This window comes from Aeromicrobium ginsengisoli (assembly GCF_004134905.2).
Taxonomy (GTDB): domain Bacteria; phylum Actinomycetota; class Actinomycetes; order Propionibacteriales; family Nocardioidaceae; genus Aeromicrobium; species Aeromicrobium ginsengisoli.
Genome location: NZ_SDPQ02000003.1, coordinates 363563 through 378782, shown reverse-complemented (window position 1 = coordinate 378782; position 15220 = coordinate 363563). Strand labels below are relative to the sequence as shown.

Sequence of the window (15220 nt, the reverse complement as noted above, 5' to 3'; positions counted from 1 at the left end):
TCACCACAGGCACTCAACAGCAGGAGGAAACATCATGGCCAGAGCGGTCGGAATTGACCTCGGCACGACCAACTCGGTCGTCGCCGTACTCGAAGGCGGCGAGCCCACCGTTATCGCCAACGCCGAAGGCGCCCGTACGACCCCGTCGGTCGTCGCGTTCGCCAAGGACGGCGAGGTGCTGGCCGGCGAGGTCGCCAAGCGCCAGGGCGTGACCAACGTCGATCGCACGATCCGTTCGGTCAAGCGCCACATCGGCACGGACTGGAAGACCGAGATCGACGGCAAGACGTTCACGCCGCAGCAGATCTCGGCATTCATCCTGCAGAAGCTCAAGCGGGACGCCGAGGCCTACCTCGGTGAGCCTGTCACCGACGCGGTCATCACCGTGCCGGCCTACTTCAACGATCACCAGCGTCAGGCGACCAAGGAGGCCGGCGAGATCGCGGGCCTCAACGTCAGCCGCATCATCAACGAGCCCACCGCGGCGGCGCTGGCCTATGGCCTGGACAAGGCCGACGACCAGACGATCCTGGTGTTCGACCTCGGCGGCGGCACGTTCGACGTGTCCCTGCTCGAGATCGGCGACGGCGTCATCGAGGTCAAGGCCACCAGCGGTGACAACCACCTCGGTGGTGACGACTGGGACGAGAAGATCGTCGACTGGATCGTCACGAAGTTCAAGAGCAGCACGGGCCTCGACCTGACCAAGGACAAGATGGCGATGCCGCGCGTCCGCGAGGCCGCCGAGCGCGCCAAGATCGAGCTCTCGAGCTCGTCCTCGACGTCGATCAACCTGCCCTACATCACGGTCGACGCCGAGAAGAACCCCGTGTTCCTCGACGAGACCCTGACGCGTGCGGAGTTCGAGAAGATCACGCACGACCTGCTCGAGCGCACCAAGGCGCCGTTCAACAGCGTCATCAAGGACGCCGGCATCGCGCTGAGCGCGATCGACCACGTCGTGCTGGTCGGCGGCTCGACCCGCATGCCCGCCGTCACCGCGCTCGTCAAGGAGCTCACCGGCGGCAAGGAGCCCAACAAGGGCGTCAACCCCGACGAGGTCGTCGCGATCGGCGCCAGCCTTCAGGCCGGCGTGCTCAAGGGCGAGGTCAAGGACGTGCTCCTGCTCGACGTCACCCCGCTGAGCCTCGGCATCGAGACCAAGGGCGGCGTCATGACCAAGCTCATCGAGCGCAACACGACGATCCCGACCAAGCGGTCCGAGGTCTTCACGACGGCCGACGACAACCAGCCGTCCGTCGCGATCCAGGTCTACCAGGGCGAGCGCGAGATGGCCTCCGGCAACCAGCTGCTGGCCACGTTCGAGCTCACCGGCCTGCCCCCCGCGCCGCGTGGCGTGCCGCAGATCGAGGTCACGTTCGACATCGACGCCAACGGCATCGTCAACGTGTCCGCCAAGGACCGGGGCACCGGCAAGGAGCAGTCGATGACGATCACGGGCGGCTCGGCGCTGTCCAAGGACGACATCGACAAGATGGTCAAGGACGCCGAGCAGTACGCCGAGGAGGACCGCAAGCGCCGCGAGGCGGTCGAGGTCCGCAACCAGGCCGAGTCGCTGTCGCACTCCACCGAGAAGTTCCTCGCGGAGAACGGTGACAAGGTCGGCGACGACGTCAAGGCCGAGGTGCAGGCTGACCTCGACACGCTCAACGAGGCGCTCAAGGGCGAGGACGCGGACGCCATCCAGGCGGCCGTGACCAAGCTCGGCGAGTCGAGCTCCAAGATGGGCGAGGCGATGTACGCCGCAGCCGCTGCGGAGGCCCAGGCCGCCGGAGCCGACGCCCCCACCGCCGACGACTCGGCCGACGACGACGGTGACGTCGTCGAGGCCGAGATCGTCGACGACGAGGATGACGCCGCCAAGAACGATGGCGACGCGAAGTGACCCAGCCCGACGAGGGCTCGGTCCCCGAGCAGGAGGCTTCGGCAGGCTCAGCCGGCGATGCGCCGGTTGAGCCTGTCGAGACCCCGACCGAGCCCAAGGAGCCGACCCTGGAGGAGCAGCTTGCCGAGCGCACGGCTGACCTCCAGCGGCTCCAGGCGGAGTACGTCAACTACAAGCGCCGCGTCGACCGCGACCGTGAGCTCGTACGCGCCCAAGGCGAGGCCGCCGTCCTGCAGTCGCTGCTGACGGTGCTCGACGACATCTCCCGTGCCGCCGATCATGGCGAGCTCGAGGGTGGCTTCAAGGCCGTCGCCGACGCTCTGCAGCAGGCCGTGGCCAAGCACAAGCTCGAGGCGTTCGGCGCCGAGGGCGAGCCGTTCGACCCGGCTCACCACGAGGCCGTGTTCCACGCCGGCGAGTCGGCCGAGGTGGACACCACGACGGTGCACAGCGTCATGCGTACGGGCTACAAGCACGGAGACCGCGTGCTCAGGCCGGCGACCGTCGGCGTGGTCGACCCCGCAGCGGCCGTGGTACCGGAAGAATCAGAAGCAGCACAGGACGACGTCCTCACGGACGAAGCGCCTGACGAATAACCAGGAAGGAGGACGGGATGGCAGCCAGTGACTGGGCGACCAAGGACTTCTACAAGGTCCTCGGCGTCAAGAAGGATGCGTCGCAGGACGACATCAAGAAGGCCTATCGCAAGCTCGCGCGCGACAACCATCCCGACTCCAACCCGGGCAACAAGGCGGCCGAGGAGCGCTTCAAGGAGGTCTCCGAGGCCTATGCCGTGCTCTCGTCCAAGGACAAGCGCAAGGAGTACGACGAGCAGCGCACGCTGTTCGGGCAGTTCCGTGGCGGCAACGCCGGGTTCCGTCCCCCGGGCGGACCTGGCCAGCCTGACTTCGACGTCAGCGACCTCCTCGGCGGCCTGTTCGGTGGCCGCTCCCGCGGACGTCAGCGCCAGCCGCAGCCGCGCAAGGGCGACGACCTCGAGACCGAGGCGACGATCACGTTCGAGCAGGCCGTCGAGGGCGCGACCCTGCCGTTGCGGATGACGAGCGACGAACCGTGCGCCAACTGTCACGGCACCGGCGCCAAGCCCGGCACGGTGCCCAAGGTGTGCTCCAAGTGCCAGGGCAGCGGCATGCAGACCGGCACGGCCGGCGGCCTGTTCGCGATGACCGAGCCGTGCGACCAGTGCCGCGGGCGCGGACTCATCGTCGAGCACCCGTGCGACGTGTGCCGCGGCTCGGGCCGGGCCCCGTCGAGCCGCACCCTCAACGTCAAGGTGCCGGCCGGCGTCAAGGACGGCCAGCGCATCCGGCTCAAGGGCAAGGGTGGCAAGGGTGACGCCGGCGGTCCGGCAGGCGACCTGTTCCTCGTGGTCCACGTCGAGCCGCACAAGCTGTTCGGCCGCAAGGGCGACCACCTGACGATCACGGTGCCGGTGGCGTTCGACGAGGCGGCCCTGGGCGCGCAGATCCAGGTGCCGACGCTCGACGGCCCGCCCGTACGCATCAAGATTCCGGCCGGCACGCCCAACGGGCGTACGTTCCGGGCCACCGGCAAGGGCGCCATGAAGAAGGCCGGCGGACGCGGCGACCTGCTCGTCACCGTCGAGGTGCAGGTGCCGACCGAGCTTCCCGACGAGGCCAAGGCCGCGATCGAGACGTTGCGAGACCTGCGCGGAGCATCCACGCCCCGCGATGGATTGTTCGAGGCGGTGACCTGATGAGCTCCACTCCGTTCAGCCCTCCGGGGCCTGAGGCCAAGGTCTTCGTGATCAGCGTGGCGGCCGAGCTGTCCGGGCTGCACCCGCAGACCCTGCGCACCTACGACCGCCTCGGCCTCGTCGAGGCCGGCCGCACGGGCGGTGGCGGCCGGCGCTACTCGCTCCGTGACATCGAGCTGCTGCGCACCGTGGCCCGGCTCACCGCCGAGGGACTCGGGCTCGAGGGCGTCAAGCGCGTCATCGAGCTGGAGAACCAGGTGCTGGCCCTGCAGGAGAAGGTCGCCGAGCTGCAGGCCGCGCTTGCCCAGACCAAGCTCCCGCAGAACCTGCCCGCCCTGATCGCCGACCAGCACGTCGTGATCTGGCACAAGAAGCGCCGCTGAGACATCCATCGCCGGGATTCGCGATTTCCCCGACGCCGCCCGCACTTTGGGGCTAGTTTGACGGCTCCGGGAAATGACAGGAGTTCACGAATGTCTCAGCAGTACTACCCGACCTGGCCGTCCAGCCCGAAGTTCGCCGGATGGGGCGCACGTGTCGGCGCGTCGATCCTGGACTCGGTTCCGACGCTCATCGTGTTCGTCATCTGCATCGCGACGTTCGGCACGACCGACACCGCAGACGGCAGCTTCTCGTTCCAGCTGTCGGGTGCGGGGGCGGCGGTCTACTACCTGTTCGGAGCCGCCTGGTTCTTCTACAACACGGTCTATCGCCAGGGCACCACCGGCGCGTCGCTCGGCAAGTCGATCCTCGGCATCACGCTGGGTCGTGCCGGCAGTGGCGAGCCGATCGGGGCCGGAATGTCGTTCGTCCGCCAGATCGTCCACATCCTCGATGCTCTCCCTTGCGGCCTGGGATACCTGTGGCCGCTCTGGGACAGCGAGAAGCGCACGTTCGCGGACATGATCCTCTCGACGCGGGTCTATCAGTCCTCCTCGCTGAGCAAGCGCTAGCCACCAACGGGGGAGACGATGGCCGAGCACCAGGACTTCCACGTCAGGCGGTACGCCGCGTGGCACTGGACTTCCTGCCGTGCTTCCTCGGCTACCTGTGGCCGGCGTGGGACTCCGAGAAGCGGACCTTCGCCGACATGATCATGGGCTCGCGCGTGCACCAGGTCGGGTCAAGGCGGCTCTGAGCAGCAGCTCCGCGCCCGGTTAATCTGGCACGACATGTTCGGGTGGGACGACGATCGGGGATGCATGTGAGCCAGATGCGCGTACGACTGGGAGTGGCGGCCGTCGCAGCCACGCTGCTGGCGGGCTGTGGAGGAGGATCGGACGACTCGCCCGCCGACACGACCAAGGCATCGTCATCCGCACCGGCGGCCACGAGCGACGCCCCGGCGGAGCCGAGCACGAGCGGCACGTTCAGGGTCAGTGGCTCGCTGGAGGGCCAGGGCAACCTGTCGGAAGTCGTCTGCGTGCCGGTCGAGGGCGGCATCCAGGTGACCGCGAAGTTCGCGGCGTCGGGCAAGACCGGGTCGTTGAGCGTGATCTCCGGGCCCGCACCCAGCGACCACGAGCGGGGCGACTCGTTCACGGTCAAGGGAGACAAGATCCTGATGTTCACGAGGATCTCCGCGGACACCCTGCCGTACGACATCAAGGACGACGGTTCGAAGGTCACTGGATCGGTCACGCTCGCCGAGATGGGGGACATCGCCAAGCCCGACGTCAACGACCGCAAGCAGGTCAAGCTCACGGTCGACATCGACTGCGGGACGTAGCGGCGCTCAGCGTTCGTCGAACGGGGTCATCGGCGGGTGGATGTGGGTCAGGTCCGCTGCGCGGTGCGCCCAGGTCTCGGCGTTGCGGAGGCGCTCGCCCATCGCCGTGCGCTGGCCGTCGGCCCACAGCCGCGACCCGTGGCGCGCGACGCTGAGTGTTCCCGCAGCCACCAGCATCGCGGTGGCGATCGTGCGCCGGCGCCAGGTCGGGGAGACGTAGATCTGGTCGACCTCGCCCGTGTTCGGGTACCACCGCAAGGCGCCGAGCTGCTCATCGCTCGTGGCGCCGAGCTCGCGCAGTCGTAAGCGGTCGACCAAGGTGCCAGCCGGAACGTCGTAGCCGGTGAAGGCGATGACGGTCGCGGTCGGCGGCGTGGCGGTCGGGTCCGGCAGGTCGGCGAACCACAGGGGCGGTGCCTTGGGCGCGACGTCTGGTGACACGACCAGCTCGGCGACCTGCCCGTCGGCGTAGCGGGCGACGCACATCACGTGCGGGTCGAGCGCCTCGGACGCCTGGGGTTCGGGCAGCTCGACGAGCACGCCGTCACCGTGCTCGGCCGTCGCCGGCATGATCGCCAGCCAGGCGGGGGTGCCGTCGCCGTTCAGCGCGAGGCACCGCCACCAGCCGTCGAGCCCCTCAGTCGGTAGGGGCATGGGCGCCCGGGCGCCGTCCTCGAGCCGTCAGCCAGCCACCGGCGACCAGGAGCAGCGCGCCGAAGCCGAAGAGCCGTGGGTCCGCGCCGCCGGTGTCGGGCAGCGCCTGGTCGGCGTCGGCCACCTCCTGCGGCCGAACCGTGACGGTCACCGTCGCCGTGGCGGAGCCGTTGGGCGTGTTGTAGCGGTAGTCGAACGTGTCCGTGCCGGTGAAGCCGTCGTCGGGCGTGTAGGTGATCTCGCCGCTGCTGACCTTCGCGGTCCCGTCACTCGGGTCCGACGTGACGGCCAGACCGCTGACGGGCGCCCCGTTGACCGGGTCGTCGTTGTCGAGGACGTCGATGTCGACGGCGCGTCCCTCACGGGTCGTGGCCTTGTCGTCGACCGCGATCGGCGGCAGCCCGGGATCGTTGAACAGCGCCGACAACCCGCCGACCTGCGGGCAGGCATCGCCGTCTCCCGAGAACACGCAGGGGTTGATCGTCGCCGTCGTCGTGTCACGGAGCAGGTTGGGCATCACGGTCGTCTGCTGGATCGTGACGGTGCTCCCGGGGGCCGCGATGAACATCTGGTCCGTCGGGATGATCGCGGGGGTGACCGTGACGCCGCTGGCCTTCGCCTTGGCGAGGGTGGGTGCGCCCACATCGCCATGACAGTAGGTCGCCGTGCTGCCCGGCTGCTGCGTGTCAGCGGCCGTCGTGCACGTGAAGGTTCGGCTGCCACCGTCGACGTTGGGTCCCGTCTCCGTGATCGTGATCGTCGTACCAGCCGTGGTCGTGCCCGCCGGAACGTACGACCCGTCGGCGACCTGGACGCCGACGCGGTACTTCTGGGTGCCGAAGTTCGGCTCGACATCGACCTGTACGGCTGCGTCCGAGCCGGACTTGAGCGCGCCCGACGTCGTCGCGCCGCCGCGGATGTCCGCGTGAGGCGTACGCGTCGGCGGTGCCTCCTCGGTCGGCTGGGTTGGCTGGGTCGGTTCGGTCGGCTCGGTGGTCTCGCCACCGGGCGTACCGGGATCCTCATCGGTCGTCGGTGGCGTGGGGGTGGTCGGCGTGGGATCGGTCGTCTCGGTCGGATCGGGGGTCGGCGCGTCCTCGGCGAGGGCCGCCGGCGCGACGACGAGCAGCGACGCGAGCCCGGCTGCGCCACCGATGGCGAGCCTGGCGGTGGTCGCCCGGAAACCGGACGGACGAGTGGAACGAGACATCGGAACTCCCCTGGTGCTGTGGCGATCCGCCTGTCCGCGAATCTCCCTGATCATCGCCGGGCCCGGGGGTTTCGGCAACCAGAATGGGAAATTGCGTGGTTCGTACGCGAGAAGTTGTCCGTGGATGGCCGCCATCTCACGGACTGAACATGAGGGAACCCTCGCAATGTGCTCGTGACATCCGAGCGATAGGTTGACCCCGACGCTTCCGCCGAGCAAGGACGATCCCGTTGTTCCAGAAGATTCTCGTCGCCAACCGTGGTGAGATCGCGATTCGCGCGATCCGTGCTGCCCACGAGCTGGGCGCCCAGACCGTTGCGGTCTTCCCCCACGAGGACCGTGGCTCCGAGCACCGCGTACGCGCGGACGAGGCGTACGAGATCGGGGAGCGGGGGCACCCCGTGCGGGCCTACCTCGACCCCGAGGCGATCGTCGAGGTCGCGGTCAACGCCGGTGCCGACGCGATCTATCCCGGCTACGGCTTCCTGTCGGAGAATCCCGACCTCGCCGAGGCGTGCGAGCGGGCCGGCATCACGTTCATCGGCCCGTCCAAGCAGGTCCTGGAGCTGACCGGCAACAAGGCGTCGGCGATCGCCGCGGCCAAGGCGGCCGGAGTCCCGACGCTCAAGTCCGTCGAGCCCTCGGCCGATGTCGACGAGCTGATGTCGGCGTCGGACGTGCTGACCTATCCCTTGTTCGTCAAGGCCGTCGCCGGTGGTGGCGGCCGTGGCATGCGCCGGGTCGACGACCCGGCCAAGCTGCGGGAGTCGATCGAGGCGGCGATGCGCGAGGCCGACGGTGCGTTCGGCGACCCGACCTGCTTCATCGAGGAGGCCGTGGTCGACGCCCGGCACATCGAGGTCCAGATCCTGGCCGACCAGCAGGGCAACGTCGTGCACCTGAGGGAGCGCGACTGCTCGGTGCAGCGGCGGCACCAGAAGGTCGTCGAGATCGCCCCGGCGCCCAACCTGGACCGGGCGACCCGCAAGGCCATGTGCGCCGACGCCGTGAAGTTCGCGCAGTCGATCAGCTACTCGTGCGCCGGCACGGTCGAGTTCCTGCTCGGTGCTGACGGCCGCTACGTGTTCATCGAGATGAACCCGCGCATCCAGGTCGAGCACACCGTGACCGAAGAGGTCACCAACGTCGACCTGGTGCAGGCGCAGATGCGCATCGCGGCAGGCGACTCGTTGGCTGAGCTCGACCTGGCGGACCAGTCGACGATCAAGGCGCGAGGCTTCGCGCTGCAGTGCCGCATCACGACCGAGGACCCGGCCAACGGCTTCCGCCCCGACACCGGCACGATCACGTCCTACCGCTCGCCCGGCGGCCCGGGCGTACGCCTCGACGGCGGCACCACGTTCACCGGCGCCGTCGTCAGCGCGCACTTCGACTCGATGCTGTCCAAGCTGACCTGCCGCGGCCGCGACTTCGAGGCGGCGGTGACCCGGGCCGAGCGCGCACTCGGAGAGTTCCACGTCGGCGGCGTCTCGACCAACATCCCGTTCCTCAAGGGGCTGCTCGCCAACCCCGACTTCCGCGCCGGGCACGTCACGACGACGTTCATCGAGGGCCACCCCGAGCTGCTCGAGGCGCATGGTGCCTCGGACCCCGCGGGCAAGATCCTGTCGTGGCTGGCCGACGTCACGGTCAACAAGCCCAACGGTGCCGCCCCGACGGTGATCGACCCGCGCTCCAAGCTGCCCGACGTCGACCTGTCGATCGCGCCGCCTGACGGTTCGCGGCAGCTGCTCGTCCAGCTCGGGCCTGAGGGCTTCGCCGCGGCACTGCGCCAGCGCGACACTGTCGGGGTCACCGACACGACGTTCCGCGACGCGCACCAGTCGCTCCTGGCGACTCGCGTACGTACACGCGACCTCGTGACGGTCGCGCCCTATGTCGCGCGGACGATTCCGCAGCTCCTGAGCATCGAGGCATGGGGCGGTGCGACGTACGACGTGGCGCTGCGGTTCCTCAAGGAGGACCCGTGGGACCGGCTCGCGGCGATGCGCGAGGCGGCGCCCAACATCTGCCTGCAGATGCTGCTGCGCGGCCGCAACACCGTGGGCTACACGCCCTATCCGACGGAGGTCACCGACGCGTTCGTGGCCGAGGCGGCGGCGACCGGCATCGACATCTTCCGCATCTTCGACGCGCTCAACGACGTCGACCAGATGCGCCCGGCGATCGAGGCCGTACGCGCGACCGGCACGGCTGCCGCAGAGGTCGCGCTCTGCTACACCGCCGACCTGTCGGACCCCGACGAGAAGCTCTACACGCTCGACTACTACCTGCAGCTCGCCGACCGGATCGTCGAGGCCGGCGCGCACGTGCTGGCGATCAAGGACATGGCCGGACTCCTGCGGGCCCCCGCTGCTCGTACGCTCGTCCGAGCGTTGCGTGAGCGGTTCGACCTGCCGGTGCACCTGCACACCCACGACACACCGGGCGGGCAGCTCGCCACGCTGGTCGCGGCGATCGAGGCCGGGGTCGACGCGGTTGACGCCGCGTCCGCCGCGCTGGCCGGCACCACGTCCCAGCCGCCGATGTCGGCGCTGGTCGCGGCCACGAACCACTCCGAACGTACGACCGGCCTCGACATCGACGCGGTCAACGCGCTCGAGCCCTACTGGGAAGCCACCCGTCGGCTCTACGCACCGTTCGAGTCCGGCCTGCCCGCGCCGACGGGTCGCGTCTACCGCCACGAGATCCCCGGCGGCCAGCTGTCCAACCTGCGCCAACAGGCGATCGCGCTGGGGCTCGGCGAGAAGTTCGAGCAGATCGAGGACATGTACGCCGCGGCCAACGACATCCTCGGCAACGTCGTCAAGGTGACCCCGTCGTCCAAGGTCGTCGGCGACCTCGCCCTCCACCTCGTCGCGGTCGGCGCCGACCCCCAGGCGTTCGCCGAGGACCCCGCCTCGTTCGACATTCCCGAGTCCGTCATCGGTTTCCTGTCCGGCGAGCTGGGTGACCCGCCCGGCGGCTGGCCCGAGCCGTTCCGCACCAAGGCGCTGCAGGGCCGCAACGCCAAGCCCAAGGTCACCGAGCTGACCGACGACGACCGCGCGGGCCTGGTCGGCGACCGGCGACACACCCTCAACCGGCTGCTGTTCCCCGGCCCGACGCAGGACTTCGACAGGGCGCATGCGGAGTTCGGCGACCTGTCGGCCGTACCGACCGGCGCCTTCCTCTACGGCCTGCGCAACGACGACGAGACCGAGGTCGAGGTCTCCGAGGGCAACCTGCTGCTGTTCGGTGTCGAGGCCATCGGCGACGCGGACGAACGCGGCATGCGCAACGTGCTGGGCACGATCAACGGGCAGCTCCGGCCGACGGAGGTCCGTGACCGCTCGGTCGACTCGAAGGTCGCCGCCTCCGAGAAGGCCGACACCGCCAACCCGCAGCACGTCGCCGTCCCGTTCGCCGGCGTCGTGCACGCGATCGTCGCCGAGGGTGACACCATCGAGGCCGGCCAGACCGTCGCCACGATCGAAGCCATGAAGATGGAGGCCTCGATCACCAGCCCCAACGCCGGCACAGTCTCCCGCCTCGTCATCCCCGACACCCGCCAGGCCGAGGGCGGAGACCTGCTTCTGGTCCTGGGCTGACCCTCAGGTCCGGGGCGATGGATGAGTCGCCCTTCTGACGTCGCAACGGTGCGTGGGTCGCCTATCCGGGTCCCGAATGGGCGACCACGTCACCGCTCAATCGTGCGGGGCACCCCTCCGACCTGCGGCGATGACGTTCTCGCAAAGTTCACAGGTTCTGGAGGGGCCGATGGCGCGTGTGCGTGGGACGATGGAAGTGCGTAGACAGTTTGCGGCGGTAGGCCCGATGATGCGTGCACGGTCCTCAATGGAAGGGGCCGCACATGACGCAAGAAGCCCAGACAGACTCTGCCCCCAGTGAGCAATACGTCAGTCACTTCACCGAGTTGATGCAGGACGTCAAGGCGTCCGGGCTGCTGGAGCGGGCCCACATCTACTACTGGCTCCAGATCGGTGCCCACGTCGGCGCGTTCTTCGCCATCTGGGCCGGCTTCTTCTGGCTCGGCAACTCGTGGTTCCAGCTGATCCTGGCGGCGGCACTCGGCGTCATCGTGACGCAGTTCGGCTTCCTCGGCCACGACGCGGCGCACCGCCAGATGTTCACGTCCGCGGCGTGGAACGCCTGGACCGCCCGCATCCTCGCCGGCGCCTTCGCCGGCCTGAGCTTCGCGTGGTGGCGGGCCAAGCACAACATGCACCACAAGGGCCCCAACCTCGAGGGCTACGACCCCGACATCGGACCCGGCGCGATCGCGTTCACGCCCAGCATCGTGGAGCAGCGCACCGAGGGGTTCGCCGGCTGGTTCGTCAAGCGGCAGGGCTGGCTGTTCTTCCCCTTGCTGACGCTCGAGGGTCTCAACCTGCATGCCGAGTCGATCCGCGCCGCCCGCGACAAGGACTCCGGCCAGCCGTGGCGCCGGGTCGAGCTGTTCCTGGTCGTCACGCGCCTCACCGCGTACGTCGCGGTGCTCCTGACCTTCCTGCCGCTCGGCAAGGCGTTGTCGTTCTTCGCGATCCAGATGGCGGTCTTCGGCTTCTGCCTCGGTGCGTCCTTCGCGCCGGCCCACAAGGGCATGCCGATCATCCCGCCGGAGATGAAGCTCGACTTCCTCCGCCGCCAGGTCATGGTGTCGCGCAACGTCCGCGGCAACCCCGTGGTCGACTGGGCGATGGGCGGCCTCAACTACCAGATCGAGCACCACCTGTTCCCCAACATGCCGCGCTGCAACCTCAAGAAGGCGCAGCCGCTCGTACGCGCGCACTGCGAGCGCGAGGGCATCGACTACATGGAGGTCGGGCTCTTCCACTCGTACGCGATCGTGGTCGACTACCTCAACAACGTCGGCCTGCGCGCCCGAGACCCGTTCGACTGCCCGTTGTCAGCCCAGCTCCGCGCGCCCAGCCTTTAGTTGACCTGGCGGTCCCGACCCTCCCAGTAGGGCTGACGGAGCTTGAACTTCTGCAGCTTGCCGGTCGCCGTGCGGGCCAGCTCGTCGCGGAACTCGATCTTCTTGGGGCACTTGTAGCCGGCGAGGTGCTGGCGGCAGTGTGCGATGAGGCCGGCCTCGTCGACCGGCTCGGCATCGGGATCCAGCACGACCAGCGCGGTGACGAGCTCGCCCCACTTCTCGTCGGGGATGCCGATCACGGCGACCTCGCGGACCGATGGGTGTGAGCTCAGGGCGTCCTCGACCTCGATCGACGAGACGTTCTCGCCGCCGGTGATGATGACGTCCTTCTTGCGGTCGGCGATCGCGATGTAGCCGTCCTCGAACGTGCCGCCGTCGCCCGTGTGGAACCAGTTGTCGGCCTGCGCCTCGGCGGTGGCCTCCGGGTTGTCCCAGTACGCCTCGAGGTTGTGGTTGGACTGCGCCAGCACCTCACCCTCGTCGTCGATCTTCATGCGTACGCCGATGACCGGCGCACCGGCCCGGCCGAGGTTGACTGCCTGCTGGTGCGGGTCGAGGTCGTCCCACTCGGCGCGCATGCGGGCCATCGTCAGCAGGGGTGCGGTCTCGGTGAGGCCGTAGATCTGGATGAACTCCCAGCCCAGCTCCTCGCGGACGCGCTCGATCGTGCGTGTCGGCGGCGGCGCACCCGCGACGATGATGCGTACGCGGTCGCGGCCGGGGATCTCGCCGTCCCACGTCTTCGCGCCGTCGAGAGCGGCGGTCACGACTGCCGGGGCGGCGCACAGGTAGGTGACGCCGTGCTGCTCGATGCGCTTGAGGATCTCGGTGCCGTCGACCTGGCGCAGCACCACGTGCGTGGCGCCCATGCCGGTCGCCGCGAACGGGTGACCCCAGCCGTTGGCATGGAACATCGGCAGCGTGTGGAGGTAGACGTCGCGGTCCGACACCGACGCCTGCCAGCCGAACACCGTCGCGTTGAGCCAGTTGTTGCGATGGGTGAGCTGGACGCCCTTGGGTCGCGCGGTCGTCCCGGACGTGTAGTTGATCGTCGCCGTCGCGCCCTCGTCACCCGCCCACGGCTGCGGCTCGGCAGTGGAGCCCCAGATCGCGTCGTCGTCCTCGCCCAGCACGAACGTCCGCTTGCAGTCGACCTCGTCGACGAGGTGCCGCAGGGCGGGGTCGACCATCAGCACCTCGGCACCCGAGTGCTCGACGATGTAGCGGATCTCGGCGGTCGCCAACCGGAAGTTGACCGGGACCAGCACGCGGCCCCAGCCGGAGACGCCGAAGAACGACGTCAGCAGCCGCGCGGAGTTCTGCGACACGACCGCGACCCGGCCACCGACCGGCACGCCCATCTCGTCGAGCGACGCGGCCTGCGCGCGCGCTCGCCGGCCCAGCTCGGCATACGTGATCTCGCCCCACGACTCGGCCGGCTGGTCGGGCTCGTCGATCACGGCGACGCGATCGGGATAGACCGTGACGGCACGATCGAGGAAGTCCATGACGGTCAACGGGTAGAACACGAGTGCCTCCTGGGCGTGGCGTGGGTCATGTCTATCGTGCACCCCGCTGCGAGGAGGTTGCACCCCCAAAGGGAGATGTCAGACGTATGGGCGAGAGTGGGTCAGTGCCCACGACCTCCCTTCGCGCGTACGCATGAGCACCGCCGACGCCGAGCCCCATCGCCCGCCCTTGAGCAGCTTCTGGCGGGACCTGCCCCGCGAGGGCCGGCTGCTGCTGTCCGTCGTCGCCTTCCAGTTCATCGGCACGGGGCTCGTCCTCCCGTTCTGGGTCGTCTACCTCCACGAGATCCGCGGCTTCAGCCTCGACACCGTCGGCCTGCTGATGGCGCTGCTGTCCCTGGCGGGGTTCCTGGTGCTGGGCCCCGGCGGAGTCGTCATCGATCGCATCGGCGCGCGCAAGACCATGATCGCCGCGCTCCTGTCGGCGTTCACGGGGCAGCTGATCATGGCCTTCGCGACGACGGTGCCGGTGGCTGCGTTCGGCCTCACGCTGGTCGGCGCGTCGTTCGGCCTCGCCTGGCCCGCGTCACAGTCGATGGTGGCGACGATCGTCCCCTCCAGGATCCGGCCGCGCTACTTCGGCATGAACTTCGCCCTGCTCAACCTCGGTGTCGGTGTCGGCGGCATCATCGGTGGCTTCGTCGCCGACGTGTCACGACCGGTGACGTTCCAGGTCATGTACCTCGTCGAGGCTGCCAGCTATCTGCCCGCCCTGGTCCTCCTCCTCGGGCCCTTGCGCCACGTCGGAGGTCCGCATCGCGGCGAGGTGCACGAGCACGCGCATGCCGACGCGGCCGGGGTCAGCTATCTCGCCTTGCTTCGTCGCCCTGCCGTGCTGTCGTTGACCCTGCTCTCGTTCGCCGCGGCATTCGTCGGTTACGCCCAGCTCAATGCCGGCATGCCGGCCTACGCGCGGGCGGTGAGCGAGGTGTCGACCAGGGCGCTGGGCTGGGCCTTCGCCGCCAACACCTTGGTCATCGTGCTGCTGCAGCTGTTGGTGCTGCGCCACATGGAAGGCCGGCGGCGCACTCGCGTCGTCGTGGCGATGGCGCTCATGTGGGCGGTCTCGTGGCTGCTCCTCAGCGCCTCGTCGTGGATTCCGGGCACCCTCGGGGCATCGCTCCTGGTCGCCGCCTGTGCGTCGGTGTTCGCGCTCGGCGAGACGCTGCTCCAGCCGACGGTGCCCGCCATGGTCAACGACCTGGCCCCCGACCACCTGCGTGGTCGCTACAACGCCATCAGCTCGGCGGGCTTCCAGGCGGCTTCCGTCACGGGGCCGCCCGTCGCCGGCCTGCTGATCGACCGCGGACTGGGTGCGGCCTGGATCGGGATGCTGCTGGTCGGGGTGCTGGTGGTGATCGTGGTCTCGGTCCTCTGGGTCGAGCCGCAGCTACCGGCTGCGGCCAACGGGCTCGAGCCATCGGCTGATGTCGGCGACAACGTCTGACGCATGCTGATCGAGCATGGCGGAGCCAGCGCGAGTTCGACTTCGGC

The 15220-nt window shown here is 69.1% G+C and carries 13 protein-coding genes; 10 read left to right on the top strand and 3 right to left on the bottom strand.

What is annotated here, in order from left to right:
• Nucleotides 1–34 precede the first annotated feature (34 nt).
• From dnaK to ESP70_RS14925, 7 genes are all read left to right on the top strand, one after another.
• Nucleotides 35–1906, top strand: coding sequence for a molecular chaperone DnaK (dnaK, locus tag ESP70_RS14950; RefSeq protein WP_149690117.1), 1872 nt, complete (start codon nt 35–37; stop codon nt 1904–1906).
• Nucleotides 1903–2502, top strand: coding sequence for a nucleotide exchange factor GrpE (grpE, locus tag ESP70_RS14945; protein WP_149690116.1), 600 nt, complete (start codon nt 1903–1905; stop codon nt 2500–2502). Before dnaK ends, grpE begins: the two co-directional genes overlap by 4 nt.
• 17 nt (nt 2503–2519) lie before the next feature.
• A complete protein-coding gene (gene dnaJ, locus ESP70_RS14940; protein WP_149690115.1) occupies nt 2520–3644 on the top strand; it encodes a molecular chaperone DnaJ in 1125 nt (374 codons plus the stop codon).
• Nucleotides 3644–4027, top strand: a complete 384-nt coding sequence (locus ESP70_RS14935; protein WP_149690114.1) for a heat shock protein transcriptional repressor HspR — start codon at nt 3644–3646, stop codon at nt 4025–4027. Before dnaJ ends, ESP70_RS14935 begins: the two co-directional genes overlap by 1 nt.
• Before the next feature lie 90 nt (nt 4028–4117).
• Nucleotides 4118–4597 carry an RDD family protein gene (locus tag ESP70_RS14930; RefSeq protein WP_149690113.1) on the top strand — a complete coding sequence of 160 codons (480 nt, stop codon included), beginning with the start codon at nt 4118–4120 and terminating at the stop codon, nt 4595–4597.
• A gap of 59 nt (nt 4598–4656) precedes the next feature.
• Nucleotides 4657–4782, top strand: a complete 126-nt coding sequence (locus tag ESP70_RS20570; protein WP_281287338.1) for an RDD family protein — start codon at nt 4657–4659, stop codon at nt 4780–4782.
• A 60-nt stretch (nt 4783–4842) separates the two neighbouring features.
• A complete protein-coding gene (locus ESP70_RS14925; protein ID WP_149690112.1) occupies nt 4843–5373 on the top strand; it encodes a hypothetical protein in 531 nt (176 codons plus the stop codon).
• Between the two features lie 6 nt (nt 5374–5379).
• Here ESP70_RS14925 and ESP70_RS14920 read toward each other — a convergent pair whose 3' ends face one another.
• Both ESP70_RS14920 and ESP70_RS14915 read right to left on the bottom strand, forming a co-directional pair.
• On the bottom strand, nt 5380–6027 hold the full coding sequence (locus tag ESP70_RS14920; RefSeq protein WP_149690111.1) for an N-acetyltransferase: 648 nt from the start codon (nt 6025–6027) through the stop codon (nt 5380–5382).
• On the bottom strand, nt 6011–7237 hold the full coding sequence (locus ESP70_RS14915) for an Ig-like domain-containing protein (protein ID WP_149690110.1): 1227 nt from the start codon (nt 7235–7237) through the stop codon (nt 6011–6013). The genes ESP70_RS14920 and ESP70_RS14915 overlap by 17 nt, the downstream gene beginning before the upstream one ends.
• Before the next feature lie 230 nt (nt 7238–7467).
• On the opposite strand from ESP70_RS14915, the gene ESP70_RS14910 reads away from it, so the two are divergent.
• Nucleotides 7468–10848 (top strand): pyruvate carboxylase, encoded by a 3381-nt coding sequence (locus ESP70_RS14910; RefSeq protein ID WP_149690109.1) that lies wholly within the window; start codon nt 7468–7470, stop codon nt 10846–10848.
• A gap of 263 nt (nt 10849–11111) precedes the next feature.
• Nucleotides 11112–12197, top strand: a complete 1086-nt coding sequence (locus tag ESP70_RS14905; RefSeq protein WP_149690108.1) for a fatty acid desaturase family protein — start codon at nt 11112–11114, stop codon at nt 12195–12197.
• Here ESP70_RS14905 and ESP70_RS14900 read toward each other — a convergent pair.
• Entirely contained in the window at nt 12194–13726 is a 1533-nt protein-coding gene (locus ESP70_RS14900; RefSeq protein ID WP_149690107.1) for an AMP-binding protein, read from the bottom strand. The genes ESP70_RS14905 and ESP70_RS14900 overlap by 4 nt on opposite strands.
• A 133-nt stretch (nt 13727–13859) precedes the next feature.
• Here ESP70_RS14900 and ESP70_RS14895 point away from each other — a divergent pair, with 133 nt between their 5' ends.
• Nucleotides 13860–15173, top strand: a complete 1314-nt coding sequence (locus ESP70_RS14895) for an MFS transporter (protein ID WP_149690106.1) — start codon at nt 13860–13862, stop codon at nt 15171–15173.
• Nucleotides 15174–15220: the final 47 nt, after the last annotated feature.

Excerpts from the sequence above, each read along its gene's own strand:
- dnaK (WP_149690117.1), top strand. The coding sequence starts at position 35 with ATGGCCAGAGCGGTCGGAATTGACCTCGGCACGACCAACTCGGTCGTC.
- dnaJ (WP_149690115.1), top strand. The coding sequence starts at position 2,520 with ATGGCAGCCAGTGACTGGGCGACCAAGGACTTCTACAAGGTCCTCGGC.
- ESP70_RS14935 (WP_149690114.1), top strand. The coding sequence starts at position 3,644 with ATGAGCTCCACTCCGTTCAGCCCTCCGGGGCCTGAGGCCAAGGTCTTC.
- ESP70_RS14930 (WP_149690113.1), top strand. The coding sequence starts at position 4,118 with ATGTCTCAGCAGTACTACCCGACCTGGCCGTCCAGCCCGAAGTTCGCC.
- ESP70_RS14925 (WP_149690112.1), top strand. The coding sequence starts at position 4,843 with ATGCATGTGAGCCAGATGCGCGTACGACTGGGAGTGGCGGCCGTCGCA.
- ESP70_RS14920 (WP_149690111.1), bottom strand. The coding sequence starts at position 6,027 with ATGCCCCTACCGACTGAGGGGCTCGACGGCTGGTGGCGGTGCCTCGCG.
- ESP70_RS14915 (WP_149690110.1), bottom strand. The coding sequence starts at position 7,237 with ATGTCTCGTTCCACTCGTCCGTCCGGTTTCCGGGCGACCACCGCCAGG.
- ESP70_RS14905 (WP_149690108.1), top strand. The coding sequence starts at position 11,112 with ATGACGCAAGAAGCCCAGACAGACTCTGCCCCCAGTGAGCAATACGTC.
- ESP70_RS14895 (WP_149690106.1), top strand. The coding sequence starts at position 13,860 with ATGAGCACCGCCGACGCCGAGCCCCATCGCCCGCCCTTGAGCAGCTTC.